Source organism: Mycobacterium sp. NPDC004974 (genome assembly GCF_053600815.1).
Map to the genome: position 1 here is coordinate 108747 of NZ_JBSGAQ010000013.1, position 15304 is coordinate 124050.

The 15304-nt window shown below is 68.6% G+C and carries 8 protein-coding genes; 3 read left to right on the forward strand and 5 right to left on the reverse strand.

From position 1 onward, the window contains the following. Position 1: 1 nt before the first annotated feature. From ACWEFV_RS25015 to ACWEFV_RS25025, 3 genes are all read right to left on the reverse strand, one after another. Positions 2–715: a phosphoadenylyl-sulfate reductase gene (locus ACWEFV_RS25015; RefSeq protein ID WP_450072152.1), complete on the reverse strand. Its 714-nt coding sequence runs from the start codon at positions 713–715 to the stop codon at positions 2–4. Further along, positions 712–2388, reverse strand: a complete 1677-nt coding sequence (locus ACWEFV_RS25020) for a nitrite/sulfite reductase (protein ID WP_135456204.1) — start codon at positions 2386–2388, stop codon at positions 712–714. The genes ACWEFV_RS25015 and ACWEFV_RS25020 overlap by 4 nt, the downstream gene beginning before the upstream one ends. 125 nt (positions 2389–2513) lie before the next feature. Next, positions 2514–2798, reverse strand: a complete 285-nt coding sequence (locus ACWEFV_RS25025) for an Ms4527A family Cys-rich leader peptide (protein ID WP_450072153.1) — start codon at positions 2796–2798, stop codon at positions 2514–2516. 68 nt (positions 2799–2866) lie between these two features. Here ACWEFV_RS25025 and hemW point away from each other — a divergent pair, with 68 nt between their 5' ends. Both hemW and ACWEFV_RS25035 read left to right on the forward strand, forming a co-directional pair. Next, the gene (hemW, locus tag ACWEFV_RS25030) at positions 2867–4066 is read left to right on the forward strand and encodes a radical SAM family heme chaperone HemW (RefSeq protein WP_450072154.1); all 1200 of its coding nucleotides are present in this window, start codon (positions 2867–2869) and stop codon (positions 4064–4066) included. A gap of 169 nt (positions 4067–4235) precedes the next feature. Continuing rightward, complete coding sequence (locus ACWEFV_RS25035; protein WP_450072155.1) at positions 4236–9446, forward strand: type I polyketide synthase; 5211 nt, start codon at positions 4236–4238, stop codon at positions 9444–9446. Here ACWEFV_RS25035 and ACWEFV_RS25040 read toward each other — a convergent pair. Together ACWEFV_RS25040 and ACWEFV_RS25045 are read right to left on the reverse strand one after the other, a co-directional pair. After that, positions 9436–9966 carry an ATPase gene (locus ACWEFV_RS25040; protein ID WP_450072156.1) on the reverse strand — a complete coding sequence of 177 codons (531 nt, stop codon included), beginning with the start codon at positions 9964–9966 and terminating at the stop codon, positions 9436–9438. The two genes, ACWEFV_RS25035 and ACWEFV_RS25040, sit on opposite strands and share 11 nt — an antisense overlap. A 43-nt stretch (positions 9967–10009) precedes the next feature. Continuing rightward, a complete protein-coding gene (locus ACWEFV_RS25045; protein WP_450072157.1) occupies positions 10010–11662 on the reverse strand; it encodes a (2,3-dihydroxybenzoyl)adenylate synthase in 1653 nt (550 codons plus the stop codon). Positions 11663–11756: 94 nt separating this feature from the next. Here ACWEFV_RS25045 and ACWEFV_RS25050 point away from each other — a divergent pair, with 94 nt between their 5' ends. Further along, positions 11757–15290: a non-ribosomal peptide synthetase gene (locus ACWEFV_RS25050; RefSeq protein WP_450072158.1), complete on the forward strand. Its 3534-nt coding sequence runs from the start codon at positions 11757–11759 to the stop codon at positions 15288–15290. The last annotated feature ends 14 nt before the right edge of the window (positions 15291–15304 follow it).

The following is a 15304-nucleotide window of genomic DNA, read 5'->3' on the forward strand; positions in this document are numbered from 1 at the left end:
CTCACGAGGCGTGCAGCCCGCACTCCGTCTTGGTCTGACCGGCCCACCGGCCGCTGCGCGGATCGGCGCCCTCCGCCGGCTTGCTCGTGCACGGTGCGCATCCGATCGACGGATAGCCCTCGTGGACCAGAGGATTGACCAGGATGTCGTTGGCCTCGATGTAGGCCTGCATCTCGTCGTCGGACCAGGCCGCGATCGGGTTGATCTTCACCAGGCCGAAAGCACTGTCCCAGCTGATCAGCGGGGCGTTGGCGCGGGTCGGCGCCTCCACGCGGCGGATACCGGTGACCCAGGCGGTGTAGCCCGCCAGTGCCTTGCCCAGCGGCTCGACCTTGCGCATCCGGCAGCACGAGGCGGCGTCGCGGGCGAACAGATCCTTGCCATGCAGGTCATCCTGCTGGGCAACCGTGTTCTCCGGGCGGACGTTGACCACGTTCACGCCGTACACCTGCTCCACGGCGTCACGCGTGCCGATGGTCTCGGCGAAGTGGTATCCGGTGTCCAGGAACAGCACGTCGACGCCCGGGCGCACCTTGGCCGCCATCTCGACCAGCACCGCATCCTGCATGTTCGAGGCCACCACGTAGTTGCCACCGAAGTGCTTGTCGGTCCAGCGCAACAGCTCCTCGGCGCCGGCGTCGGCCAGCTCGGCCGCGCCCTGCTCGGCCAGTTCCTTCAGCTCGGTCTCAGTCAACCCACTCACCTCTGCACTCATCGCAAATCAGCCTCGTCGGCACGAACGGCCCACTGGGCGAAACGCTCGCCGTCCTCGCGTTGTTTCACGAAGTTGCGAACGAGCCGCTCGACGTAGTCGCCGAGTTCGCTGGACGACACCTTGTGCTGGCGCAGCTTGCGTCCGAAGCCGCTGTCCAGGCCGAGGCTGCCGCCCAGATGCACCTGGAAACCTTCCTCGGGTCCGTTGCCGTCGTCGATCATCTGCCCCTTGAAGCCGATGTCGGCGATCTGGATGCGGGCGCACGAGTTCGGGCAGCCGTTGAGGTTGACGGTCACCGGCACGTCCAGCGTCGAGTTCAGGTCGGCGAGGCGCTCCTCCAGATCGGGCACCAGGCTCTGCGCCCGGACCCGGGTCTCGGCGAAGGACAGCTTGCAGTACTCGATACCGGTGCAGGCCATCACGTTCTGCCGCCAGCGCGACGGGGTCGAGGACAGCCCCAGCTCATCCAGGCCGGCGCGCAGTTCGGCCAGTTTGTCGTCGGGGACGTCGAGCACGATCAGCTTCTGGTAGGGGGTCAACCGGATCCGATCGGAGCCGGCGGCCTCGGCCAGATCGGCGACCTTGGTCAGGATGGTGCCGGACACCCGGCCCGCGATCGGTGCGACACCTACGGCGTTGAGGCCGTTCTTGAGCTTCTGCACGCCGACGTGGTCGATGTTGTGGGGCACCTGCTCGGGCGCAGGGCCATCGATCAGCTTGCGCTTGAGGTACTCGGTCTCGAGAACCTCCCTGAACTTCTCTACGCCCCAGTCCTTGACCAGGAACTTCAGCCGGGCCTTGCTGCGCAGCCGGCGGTAGCCGTAGTCACGGAAGATCGAGGTGACGCCCTCCCAGACGTCGGGCACCTCGTCCAGCGGCACCCAGACGCCCAGTCGCTGGGCCAGCATCGGGTTGGTCGACAGGCCACCGCCGACCCAGACATCCAGGCCGGGGCCGTGCTCGGGGTGGTTGACGCCGATGAACGCCACATCGTTGATCTCGTGCGCAACATCCTGCAGGCCGGAGATCGCGGTTTTGAACTTGCGCGGCAGGTTCGAAAGCAGCGGGTTGCCGATGTAGCGGCGGACGATCTCCTCGAGCGCGGGAGACGGGTCGAGCACCTCGTCGAGGGACTCACCGGCCAGCGGTGAACCCAGGACAACGCGGGGGCAGTCGCCGCACGCCTCGGTGGTCTGCAGTCCGACCTCTTCCAGCCGGCGCCAGATCTCCGGAACGTCCTCGATGCGGATCCAGTGGTACTGGATGTTCTCCCGATCGGTGATATCGGCGGTGTCGCGGGCGAACTCGATCGAGATCTCGCCCAGGGTGCGCAGCGACTTCGCTGTCAGCGCGCCGCCGTCGGAGCGCACCCGCATCATGAAATACGGAGCCTCCAGCAGGTCGGCATTGTCGTCACCGGTGAAGGTGCCGTCGTAGCCCTGCTCACGCTGGGTGTACAGGCCCATCCAGCGCATCCGGCCGCGCAGGTCGGTCTTGTCGATGCTGTCGAAGCCCTGCTTCGAGTAGACGTCGAGGATGCGGGCCCGCACGTTGAGGGCGTCGTCCTCTTGTTTGAACACCTCGTTGGGGTTCAGTGGGTCGCGGCTACCCAGCGCCCACTGGCCCTCATCACGAGTCTTCGCTGGGCGCGGTGTGGCTTGAACCTCGGTCATGGCTTTGGCTCCTCTTATGGAACCGGCCGCTGGAATGCGCTGATCACCGGGTGGGCTGTCCGGCGGCGCAGATCCGGCGGCCAGCTGAATGTTTTGGGCGGGCGGGTTCCGAAATCAACGCGGGATCAAGGCAGACAGCAACAGCTACATACGCGCTTGAAATCGACATGCCGACGAGCCACCAGCGCAATGCGGGTGGAGCTGTTGTGGGCGGCAGTCACGCCCGACATTCTGCCACGATTGTCGCCACCTGCCCTAACCGGGCCATATTTGCGCTCAGGGTGAGCAAAAGTCGTCGCTGCTCCTGGCACAGGCGTTGTCCGGTGTGCATGGCTCTCCTCGGGTGGGCGATGGAACTTCGTGGTACCCACGGTGGCCCGGATCGCCGGCGGTGTCGTTGGTGCTGTCATCCATTTCTCGACCCCGCCAGCTGGAATCCGGGTGGTCCTGTCCGCCGCCGCCGAGTCACACTGGGGGGATGACGGTTCATGCCGAGTCGGCCCACCTACCGCCGGCTTCGTCGGACCGGGAGCGGCCGTTCGGCATCTACATTCACGTGCCGTTTTGCGCGACTCGGTGCGGATACTGCGACTTCAACACCTATACGCCGGCCGAATTGGATTCTGCCGACGTGCCCGGCCCGCCCGGGGGTGCAACCCCGGCCGGCTGGCTGGCTGCGTTGCGCGTCGAGCTTCGGTTGGCCGCAGCAACGGTCGGTTCCGTGCCGGTGCAGACGGTGTTCGTGGGCGGTGGCACCCCCTCGTTGCTCGGTGGTGCCGGCCTCGCCGCGGTGCTGGGCGCGGTCCGCGACAACTTCGAACTGGCCGTCGACGCCGAGGTGACCACCGAGGCCAACCCGGAGTCCACATCCCCGGAAATGTTCGCGACGCTGCGTGAGGCCGGCTTCACCCGGGTGTCTCTGGGCATGCAGTCGGCCGCGCCGCAGGTACTGGCGGTGCTGGACCGCAAGCACTCCGCGGGCCGGGCGCCTGCGGCGGCGCTGGAGGCCAGGACCGCGGGATTCGAGCACGTCAACATCGACCTGATCTACGGCACGCCGGGGGAGACCGACGACGATCTGCGACGGTCGATCGACGTCGCGGTGGGTGCCGGTGTGGACCACGTGTCCGCGTACTCGTTGATCGTCGAGGACGGCACTGCGCTGGCCCGCCGGGTGCGCCGGGGCGAGATCGCCCGCCCCGACGACGACGTGCTCGCGCAGCGCTATGAACTGCTCGACGCACGGCTGGCGGCGGCCGGTCTGCACTGGTACGAGGTGTCCAACTGGAGCCGCGAGGGTGGGGAGTGCCGGCACAACCTCGGCTATTGGGACGGTGGCGAGTGGTGGGGCGCCGGACCGGGGGCGCACGGCTTCCTGGGTGCCACCCGGTGGTGGAATGTCAAGCATCCCAATGCTTATGCGCAAGCGTTGACCGATGAGCGATTGCCCATCGCCGATTCTGAGGAGCTCGACGAGACCGACCGGCATCTGGAGGACGTGATGCTGCGGCTGAGGTTGCGGCATGGCCTGGCACTGGCCGACCTCACCGAGGATGAGCGTTCCCGGGTTCCCGAGGTGCTCGCCGGTGAGTTGGTGGCAGTTCACGGCGATCGGCTGATTCTCACCGATCGCGGGAGGCTGCTCGCCGATGGAGTGGTGCGCACTCTGCTCGGATAGCCATCGGGCGGGTGTGGCGGCACCGTGGGTGACCTTGCTCACCCGGGACCGGCGAGGCGCGCGGACGTCCCAATGCCTTGCATCGTTATGCGAGCATGGTGCGCATGTCGCTCCAAAACTTAGGCAAGGCTAGCCACTCTTGGTTTGCCCGCGGGGGTGCTCGCTGAGGATGAGCGTGACACACGACGGGCGGCATTCACCCAGGTGCTACGCCGGCGGCAAGCCTCCGGAACCGATCGCCGTGATCGGCGTCGGCTGCCGCGTCGCGGGCAATGTTGCGACACCGGCGGAGTTCTGGAACTTCCTGGTCGAGGGGCGCAGCCACGTGACCGAGGTGCCCAAAGAACGCTGGGAGCCTTACCTGCGGCGTGATCCGCGCAATGCCGCGGTGCTGCGCGAGGTCACCCGACTGGGCACCTTCCTCGATGATCTGGCCGGCTTCGACGCCGAGTTCTTCGGAGTATCACCGCGTGAGGCCGAGGTGATGGACCCCCAGCAGCGGCTGGCGCTCGAGGTCAGCTGGGAGGCACTCGAACACGCCGGGGTGTCGCCGAGGGCGCTGGCCGGCAGCGACACCGCGGTGCTGATGGGCGTCAACTCCGACGACTACGGCAAATTGATCATGGAAGACCTGCCCGGGATCGACGCGTGGACCGGCATCGGGACCTCGCTGTGCGGCATCGCCAACCGGGTCTCGCATCTGCTCGATCTCCGTGGTCCGAGCGTGGCGTTGGACGCCGCATGCGCGGCCTCGTTGGTCGCGGTGCACCAGGCCTGCCAGATGCTGCGTGCCGGCGAGACGTCGCTGGCCCTGGCCGGCGGGGTCAGCGCGCTGATCGGCCCGGGCCTGACCCGGGTCCTCGACGAGGCCGGGGCCACGGCCCCCGACGGCAGGTGCAAGACCTTCGATGCCGCCGCGGACGGTTACGGGCGGGGTGAGGGCGCCGGCGTGGTGGTGCTCAAACGACTTGCGGACGCCGAACGCGACGGTGACCGAATCCTGGCCGTGGTGCGTGGTGGTGCCACGGCTCAGGACGGGCGCACGGTGGGCATCATGTCGCCCAACGGCGCCGCGCAGGCGGACATGTTCCGCCGCGCCTGCGCGATGTCAGGCGTCGACCCGGCCGGTGTCGGCTATATCGAGGCACACGGAACCGGCACTCCCACAGGCGATCCCACCGAGGTGGGGGCTCTTGCCGAGGTGTACGGCGTCGGGCGGGTCGAGGCGGACCGGTGCCGCGTCGGGTCGGTCAAACCCAACATCGGCCACCTGGAGGGCGGCGCCGGCGTGATGGGACTGATCAAAACGGTCCTGGCCCTGCATCATGAGGCGATCCCGCCCACCGCCGGGCTGCGGCAACTCACCGGCGCGGTGGACTGGGCCAACAGCGGGCTTCGGGTGCCCATCGAGGTCGAACCCTGGGCACGCACCGATACCCCGCGCCGGGCCGCGGTGTGCAGTTACGGCTACGGCGGTACCATTGCGCATGTCCTGCTCGAAGAGGCTCCGGCACAACAGAACATGACGCGGCACGCGTCCGGTCCGGTGATCATCCCGATCTCGGCGCGCTCTCCGCAGCGGCTGGCGCGCCAGGCCGAAGCGCTGGCCGATCATCTGCGGGCAGGCCATCAGGACCTGGCACCGGTGGCCGCCACATTGTGGACCCGGCGTACGCACGAACCGGTCCGGGCCGCGGTCGTCGCCGAACATCGGCATGAACTGATCGCCGGCCTCGACGCACTGTCCCGCGGGGATTCCGGCGCCGGGGTGGTCACCGGCGAACTTCCGGGCGGTCAGGTCGCCGACGCGGTGTGGGTGTTCTCCGGGCACGGTTCGCACTGGGCCGGAATGGGCCGTGAGTTGCTCACGGCCGAACCAACTTTCGCCCGTGTCATCGACGAAGTCGACGAGGTATTCGGGCGCGAGCTCGGGTTCTCCGCGCGCGAGGCGTTGAGCACGGGAGAGCTCGGCGGCACCGACCGGATCCAGGCGCTCACCTTCGCGATGCAGGTCGGACTGGCCGCGGTACTGGAGCAGCGGGGAGTGCGTCCGGCCGCGGTGATCGGGCACTCGGTCGGCGAGGTGGCGGCCTGCGTGGTCTCCGGGGTGTTCGAGTTGCGTCAGGGCGCCGCCGTGGCCTGCTACCGGGCCCGCGGCTTCCGATCCGTGATGGGTTGCGGTGCCATGGCTTTGGTGCGTCTGCCGTTCGCCGAGGCCGCGCAGCGGCTGACCGGCCGCACCGATGTGGTGGCGGCCATCAGCGCATCGGCGGAATCCTGTGTCATCTCGGGTCTCACCGACGCCGTCGAGGAGGTCTGCCAGTCCTGGGGTGAGCAGGGCATCGTGGTGCGCCGGGTGAATACCGACGTGGCATTCCACAGTCCTGCGATGGACGATCTGACCGGCGCCCTGGCCGAGAACGTCGCCGGGCTCGATCCGGCCCGGGATGCGGTGATCCCGCTCTACACCACGGCTTTGCCCGATCCCCGCTCCACTGCGTCGAGGGACGCCGACTACTGGGTGCGCAACCTGCGCGGGCAGGTCCGGTTCGCCGAGGCCGTCACGGCGGCGGCAGAGGACGGACACCGGCTGTTCCTTGAGGTGTCCGCCCATCCCGTGGTGTCGCACTCGATCGTCGAGACGCTGCTGCACCTGGGCGTCGACGACCACGCCGTCATCCCGCTGCTGCGTCGTGACGCGCCCGAGTCGACGGCCGTCACGACCGCGGTCGCCTCGCTGTACTGCCACGGCGCCGATGTCGAACATGGTGTCGCCGAGACTGATCCGTGGGCCGCCGACCTCCCGGTCACCCAATGGCAACACCGGCACTTCTGGCGGGTGCCGTCCGCCGCACCCGGCGGGCGGGCGGTGCACGACACCACCGGCCACACATTGCTGGGTGGCCGCACCGACGTGGCAGGAACCGTCGCCACCCGGATGTGGCAGACCCGGCTGGACTTCGACAATCGGCCCTACCCCGGCGACCACCCGGTACAGGGCACCGAAATCGTGCCTGCCGCAGTACTGCTGAATACCTTCCTGGCGGCGGCCGGTGGTGGCGCCGGGCTGACGGACATCCGGCTGCGCACGCCCGTGGCCCCGGCCCGCGCCCGCGATCTTCAGGTGGTGCTGGCCGACCGCGAGCTGACCCTGGCCTCGCGGTTGGCGGATGCCACCGAGGACCAGGGCGGCGGGTGGCTGACGCACAGCAGTGCGGTGGTCGCCCTCGATGACGGTGCGGACGACGGTGGCGCACCGGCCATCGACCTGGCTGCGGCCCGTGCGCGCTGCACCGAGGCCCTGCCGGCGCGGCATGTGATCGACTCCCTGGCCGAACTCGGGGTTGCCGCCATGGGATTCGGTTGGGACATCAAGGATTTGCGCCGCGGTGAAGGCGAACTGCTGGCCCGGGTGAGCTCCGGATCCGACGGCGCGCAGCCCAGCACCTGGGCCTCGCTGATGGACGCGGCCACCTCGGCCGCCTCGACGAGCTTCGACGGCCCGCCGCGGCTGCGGATGCCTGCCCGGATCGAACGGGTGCACGTACTTGGCGCGCCGCCGGCGACCGCAATGCTGTCGGTGCGGCGCAGGCCCGGTACCACCACCACCGACGTGGCGATCACCGACGAGTCCGGGTCGGTGCTGTTGTCGATCGGTGGGATGGTCTTCGAGGAGTTGGAGAATCCGGGGCGCGCTGCGTCGGCTACCGACGTCCGCCGGATCGTGCACCAGGTGTCGTGGCATCCGGTGTCGGCCCGCGGCGGGCGGTCGCCCAGTGGGGTGGTGCTGGTCGGCGGAGATGTCGACCGGCTGGAAACCGCGGTCAACGACCTGACCGCGGCCGCCGTGCCCTACCTGGCGGTGGAAGACCCCGCCGAACTGGAGTCGAGTATCGAATTCGGCTCATTACCAAGCGAACTCGGCGATGCCCCGGTCGTGCTGGTGTTGCCGCGCGACGATGACTCACCCGGGGCTGCCGTCGACCTGGTGACCGGGACGTTGGCCCTGCAACAGCGCCTGGGTCTGTCGGCGCGGCTGTGGGCGCTCACCGTCGGCGTCCATGAGGGCGCCAACGTGACCCACGCACCGCTGTGGGGTCTGGGCCGGGTCGCCGCGGCCGAGCACCCGCAGTTGTGGGGCGGTATCGTCGACGTGGCCGACGGACGCCTGCCACTCGACGCGCTGGGGTCGCTGGCCGGACATGGTGTGCTGGTGGTTCGCGACGGGTTGGCGTTGGCCGCCCGCCTCTCCGCTTCGGGTTCGGGTTCGGCCGCGACGGTGCAGGCGAGCCCGATGCGGTGCGCACCGGGAGGCACCTATCTGATCACCGGCGGCACCGGCGTGCTCGGTCTGCGGATGGCTCAGCGTTTGGCCGATCTCGGTGCCCGCCGTCTCGTGCTTCTGTCCCGCTCGGGCCTGGGCGACCGTTCGGCCTGGTCGGCCGGCGAGCAGTCGGCGGCGGTCCGTGCGGTGACCGCACTCGAGGATCGTGGGGTGTCGGTCACCGTCGCCGCGGTCGACGTCGGTGCGCCCGGATCGGCCGACGCCCTGCGGGACGTGTTGCGCCCGCTGCCGCCGGTGCGCGGTGTCATCCACGCCGCCGGCGTGGAAGCCGGTGCGCTGCTGATGAACACGACATCCGACCAGTTCGCCGCCGCCATGCATCCGAAGGTGCAGGGGACACTCGTGCTGCACGAGGTGTTCCCGCCCGAGCAGCTCGACTGGATGGTGCTGTTCTCGTCATGTGGCTACCTGGCCGGTTTCCCGGGGCAGGGCGCCTATGGCTGCGCCAACTCGTTCCTGGACGGAATGGCCCGGCACCGGCGCAGTCTGGGCGACCGGACCACCGCCGTCGCCTGGACGGCGTGGCGTGGGCTGGGGATGGGCTCGGCATCGGAGTTCGTGGCGGCTCAACTCGATGCACTCGGCATGGGCACCGTCGGCGCCGACGACGCGATGGGCGCGCTCGACCTGGCGATGCGTGAGGATGCGGCCAACGTCGTGGTGCTACCGGTCCTTCCCGCGGCCGCCGCGGTGCCGATCCTTGCGGATGTCGCACCCGAGGAAGAACCCGACGACGCATCGGAGCCGCCCTCGTCGAGCACGGGGGAGTTCGATCCCGATCAGGTGGCGGCCCATGTGTTGACCGCGGTGGCAAGTCAATTGGGGCTCGCGGAGTCCGACGTGAACGTCGACCTGCCACTGGTGGAATTGGGCGTCGACTCGATCATGACGGTGCGGCTGCGCCGCCAGCTGGAGAAGCAGACCGGGCTGTCGCTGCCGCCGACCCTGTTGTGGGAGCATCCCACCGCAGCCGCCGTGACGGCCAGGATCATCGAGCTGCTGGAGGCTGGGATGGGCTGTGAGGTCAAGGCGTAGCGGTGGGCGCCCAGCCTGTCAGGCTGATGATTTCCGCGGCGATATCGGAGACGGTGCGACCGTCCGTGGGGATCTGGTGTGTTGTGGCCGCGGCGCCGGCCCGCAGGCGGTCGTCCATGTGGGAACTGGACGCGAGGTGTTGATCGAGTGTCGAGCCGATTTCGCGCTGGCTGAGACGTTTTCGGGCTGTGGTATCGGTGCAGGTGAGCAGGATGGTGAGGACGGTGGGTTTGTCGCCCATCGCGGTGGTGAGGTGTTCGACGACGTCTGGTAGCACGCAGGCGGTATTGGTGTAGATCAACCGGCGATAGCCCAGTGCGCGGTAATTTGCCCACATCGCTGCGAGGTTTTGTTCGGCGAGCTTGTGTTCCCACGGGGCGGGGTAAGCCATGTCGAGGAAGTCGCCGTCGATCAGACAGTGAGAGACGCCCGCGACGCTCAACCGGGCGTGCATCTCAAAGCTGGTGCTGGTCTTGCCGGTCCCGGATCGCCCGCCGATGAATACCACCTCGCTGGTCATGTCGGGCAGTGTCGTCCATGGCGGCGCCAGGCGCGAGACATTTTCAGCCGAGGGGCAGCGACGTCACGAGCTTCTTCTTGTCGACCTTGCCCACCGCCGTGGTGGGCAGCGTCGACATCGGGACCAGCACGTCGGGCCGGGCGTGAACCGATGCCCCGCGTTGGTCCAGGAACTCGTTGAGCTGGATCAGGGTGATCGGTGCGCCCTTGAAAACCACCGCAGCGCAGATCTTTTCGCCGAGGTAGTCGTCGGGAAGCGCCACGGCGGCAGCCGCGTACACCGCCGGGTGAGTCAGCAGGTGGTCCTCGAGGTCGGTGGCCGACACCGTCTCGCCGCCACGGTGGATGACGTCCTTGATCCGGCCGGTCACCTCGACGTAGCCCGCGCGCGGCCCGTCGGTGAAGATCCGGACCCGGTCCCCGGTGCGGTAGAACCCGTCGGGGCTGAAGGACCGGGAATTGGCCTCCTCGGCGCGGTAATAACCGTTGAGTGTGTAGGGGCCGCGCACCAGCAGCTCCCCTTCCTGTCCGGGCGCAACCTCATGGCCGTCCTCGTCGACCACCCGCATCTCGTCGTGCGGTGACATCGGCCGGCCCTGGGTGTTCTCCACCACGTCCACCGGGTCGCCGGGCCGGGTGAAATTCAGCATCCCCTCGGCCATTCCGAAGATCTGCTGCAGTCCCGGGCTCAGCCCCTGACGGATGAAGCGGGCCTCCTCCGGGGACATCCGTGATCCGCCCACCTGGACCACGCGCAGTGACGTCGGCAATATCGGTTCCCAGTCGCAGGCCTGGGTCCACAGCTTGGCCAGGGCGTTGACGAGTCCGGTCACCGTGACGCCGTGGCTGTTGATCAGAGCGAAGGCGGATTCGGGGCTGGGGTCATCGGTGTAGACAGTCGTTGCCCCGACGGTCATGGAGCCGAGCAGGCCGGGGCAGGCGAACGGAAAGTTGTGCCCGGCGGGCAGTACCGCCAGATACACGTCGTCGTGCACCATTTCGCAGGCCTGTGCGCACGCCGCGGCGTTGTAGAGGTAGTCGTCGTGGGTGCGGGGGATGAGCTTGGGCAGCCCGGTCGTTCCGCCGGACACCAGGAGTACGGCCGGACCGCTGGTGTCGACGGTGACGTTCGGCGGTCCCGAGTCATCGAAATCTTTGAGGGCCGACCAGGATTGGAAGCTGCCGGGGTCGCCGTCGACGAGGACGTGACGCAACCGCGGGTGTTCGGCGACGAGCTGAGCCGCCAGCTCGCGGTGGTCGAATCCGGCGATGATGTCGGGGATCACCAGTGCGACGGCTCCGCTGACCTCGGCGAAGTGCCCCAACTCGGCCGACCGGTGACCGGGCAGGCACAACACCGGGACCGCCCCTGCGCGAAGCAAGCCGAAAGCGGCGACCGCGAATTCGCGCGTGTTCGGCAGCTGTACCAGGACGCGGTCGCCGGGGGCGATGCCCCGGGCGGCGAGTGCCGCGCCGATGCGATCGGCGAGTGCGTCCAACTCGGCGAAGGTGTGGCCACCGGTGGCGTCGACGACGGCCGGCTTGTCCGGCCAACGCTGCGCGGCCTCGCGCAGGATGCTGTCGAGCGCTTTGCCCTGCCAGTACCCGGCCTGGCGGTACACCTCGGCGCGGTCCTCTGGGAACGGTGCGAATCCGTTTGCCAGCTCGGCCTGTTCGTGGTCAAAACCGGTGGTCATCGGTGTTCTGACTCCCCTTGGGTAAGTGTGTCGGCAGATCGAATATAGGGTAACCTCCACTAAGTTAGGGCAGCCTTTACTAATTGTTTGAAGGATGGTGAGCGTGGTGGCGACGAGTTCCCGGACGGTCCGCGACGAGGTCGCCGAACTCCTGGGGGTCAGCCCTGACGATGTCGATCCCGACGCCGACCTGATCGCCTCCGGGCTCGACTCGATCCGGATGATGTCGCTGTCGGGCCGCTGGCGTAAGCAGGGCATCAATGTCGGATTCGCCGCCCTGGCGGCCAATCCCACCGTCGCCGCCTGGATCGGCCTGGTCGCCGAGCATTCCCCGGACGCCCCGACCCAGGACCCCGGTCCCGAAATCGGTGGGGCCGCCGGTGATGACGGCGAACCCTTCCCGCTGGCGCCCATCCAGCACGCCTTCTGGATAGGCCGCAACCAGGATCAGCAGCTCGGCGGAGTCGGTGCCCACCTGTACGTCGAATTCGACGGTGCCGGTGTCGATCCGCAGCGACTGCAGACGGCGGCGGCGAAACTTGCTGCGCGCCACCCGATGCTGCGGGTCGAGATCCTGCCCGACGGCACCCAGCGGATCGGTGACCGCCCGCTGCCCGTCACCGTGTACGACCTACGTGACCTGGATGAGGCTGCGGCACAAGCGCAGTTGGAGCTGACCAGGGAATCCAAGTCCCATCAGATGCTGCACGAGGAGGTGCTGCAGCTGAGCCTGTCTCTGCTGCCCGGTGGACGTAGCCGTCTCCATGTCGACATGGACATGCAGTGCGCGGACGCGGTGAGCTACCGCAACTTCATGGCGGATCTGGCCGCGTTGTACCGCGGCGTCGATCTGCCGGATCTCGACTACACCTACCGCGAATACCGGGCCCAGCTGACGGCTTCGGTGCCGCCGCCGTCGGAGCAAGATCTGCAGTGGTGGGCCGAACGCGTGCCCGATCTGCCGGATCCGCCTGTGCTGCCACTGGTTCCGCTGTCCGATCAGGGCAACCCGCACCGCAGCATCCGGCTGTGGGAGACGCTCGACGTGCCGACCCGCGACGCATTGTTCGCGGCGGCCCACCGGCGCGGCGTCACCCCGGCCATGGCGGTCGGGGCGTCGTACGCCAATGCGCTGGCGCACTGGTCGACCCAGTCCCGGTTCCTGCTCAACCTGCCAATGTTCGGCAGGGAGCCGTATCACCCCGATGTGGACAAGCTCGTCGGTGACTTCACCTCATCGCTGTTGCTCGACATCGACCTGACCGGAGCCGATACCGCCGCGGCCCGGGCCCGGGTGGTGCAGGAGACGCTGCACGCCACCGCTGCGCATTCCTCGGTGTCCGGCCTCGATGTGCTGCGCGACGTGAGCCGGCACCGTGGCAGCCAGACGCTGGCCACCATCGTCTACACCAGTGCGCTCGGGCTGGGCGATCTGTTCGCCGGCGACGTCACCGACCACTTCGGCGCGCCGGTCTGGACCATCTCGCAGGGACCCCAGGTGCTCATCGACGCTCAGGCCACCCCCATCGCCGAAGGCCTGATGATCAACTGGGACGTCCGGGTCGAGGCGTTCCGACCCGGCGTGGCCGAGGCGATGTTCGCTTACCACTTGGCCGAACTGCGCCGCCTGGCCACCGACGACGCGGCCTGGGACGCCCCTGATGCACCCGCGGCCTCGGAGCAGCAGCGGCGGGTGCGGGCCGAGCTGAACGCGACGGCCTCGGCGCCCAGCGGCGATGTGCTGCACACCGGTTTCCTGGCCAACGCGGCCGCCACCCCGGACGCGCCCGCGGTGTTCAGCAGCGCCGGGAATCTCACTTACGGCGAGCTGGAGGACAAGGTGCTGGCCGTGGCGGCCGCCCTGCAGTCCCGCGGCGTGTGCCGGGGCGAGGTGGTCGCGGTGCTGGGCCCGAAGAGCGTCGAGCAGGTCATCGCGTTGCTGGCCGTCTCGATGGTCGGAGCCGCGTATCTGCCGGTCGGGGTGGATCAGCCGGCCGACCGGGCGGCACGCATCCTGCACACCGGGGGAGTCGACTTCGCGCTGATCTGTGGTTCGGGGTCGGAACATCCCCACCTGCCGCACCTGACCGTTGCCGACGCCGAGATCATCGGCGATCCGGCACATTTCGAGCCGATCGAGGTCAAGCCGGAAGATCTGGCGTACGTGTTGTTCACGTCGGGCTCCACCGGCGAGCCCAAGGGCGTCGAGATCACCCACGACGCGGCGATGAACACCATCGAGTTCATCAACGACCATTTCGAGATCGGGCCGGCCGATCGCTGTCTGGCGTTGTCCCACCTGGAGTGCGACCTGTCGGTGATCGACGTCTACGGGACTTTCCGCTCGGGTGGCTCGATGGTGGTCGTCGACGAGGAGCACCGCCGCGATCCGGACGTCTGGATCAAGCTGATCGACGAGCACCAGGTCAGCGTCCTGCACCTCCTGACCGGTTGGCTGGAGATGCTCGTGGCTGCCGGCGGAGCGCGTGAATCCCTGTCGTCGCTGCGGGTGGTACCGACCGGCGGGGACTGGGTGCGTCCGGACCTGGTGCGTGCACTGCGCGCCGCGTCGCCGCGGGTGCGCTTCGCCGGGCTGGGCGGAGCCACCGAGACCGCGACGCACAACACGATCTTCGAAGTCGGATCCGGTGACGACGCGCTGCCCTCGCACTGGACCTCGGTGCCGTTCGGCGTCCCGCTGACCAACAACTGCTGCCGGGTGGTCGACGCTCGGGGCCAAGACTGCCCCGACTGGGTTCCGGGTGAGCTGTGGGTCGGCGGTCGCGGCATCGCCCGCGGATACCGCGGCCGTCCTGACCTGACCGCTGAACGGTTCGTCGAGTACGACGGGCGCCGCTGGTACCGCACCGGAGACCTGGTGCGGTCCTGGCCCGACGGCACACTGGAATTCGTCGGCCGGGCCGATCACCGGATCAAGGTCAGCGGCTTCCGTATCGAGCTGGGTGAGGTCGAGGGCGCCTTGTGCCGGGTTCCCGGTGTGGATGCGGCGGTGGCGGTGCTGGTGCCGGTCGAGGGCGGCCACGATCTGCTCGGCGCGGTGGTGCGGGCGGACGAGGCCGGCCTGGATGCCGGCAGGGATGCGGAGACGGTCGCTCAGGTCATCAGCACGGCACTGGCCGAGCTGGTACCCGCGCACATGGTTCCGCAGGTGCTTCTGGTCGCCGACGAGATTCCCTACGCCCGGGGCAAGACGGACCGCACGGTGGCAGTCCGGATGCTCTCGGCGGTCGGCGCCCCCGAGGCCAGGGGGTACCGGGCGCCGTCGGACCCGCTGGAAACGGCCCTGTGCGCGATCGTCGGCGACGTTCTCAAGCAGTCCGGCGTCGGTGCCGACGACGATTTCTTCGCCCTCGGCGGGGACTCGGTGCTGGGTACTCAGCTGGTGGCGCGGATCAGGGACTGGCTGGACACCTCGACCGTCATGGTCGCCGATGTCTTCGCGGCCCGAACGGTCGCCGAGATGGCCGCGCTGCTGGCCGGCCGGGAGGCGGGATCGGACCGTCTGCAGTTGGTTTCCGAGCTGTATCTCGAGGTCGCGGGCATGGACAGCGCAGATGTGGCGTCCGAGTTGGAACGCACGGCCCCAGAACCCGCGTTCGGCAACTAAGGTTAGAGTTACTT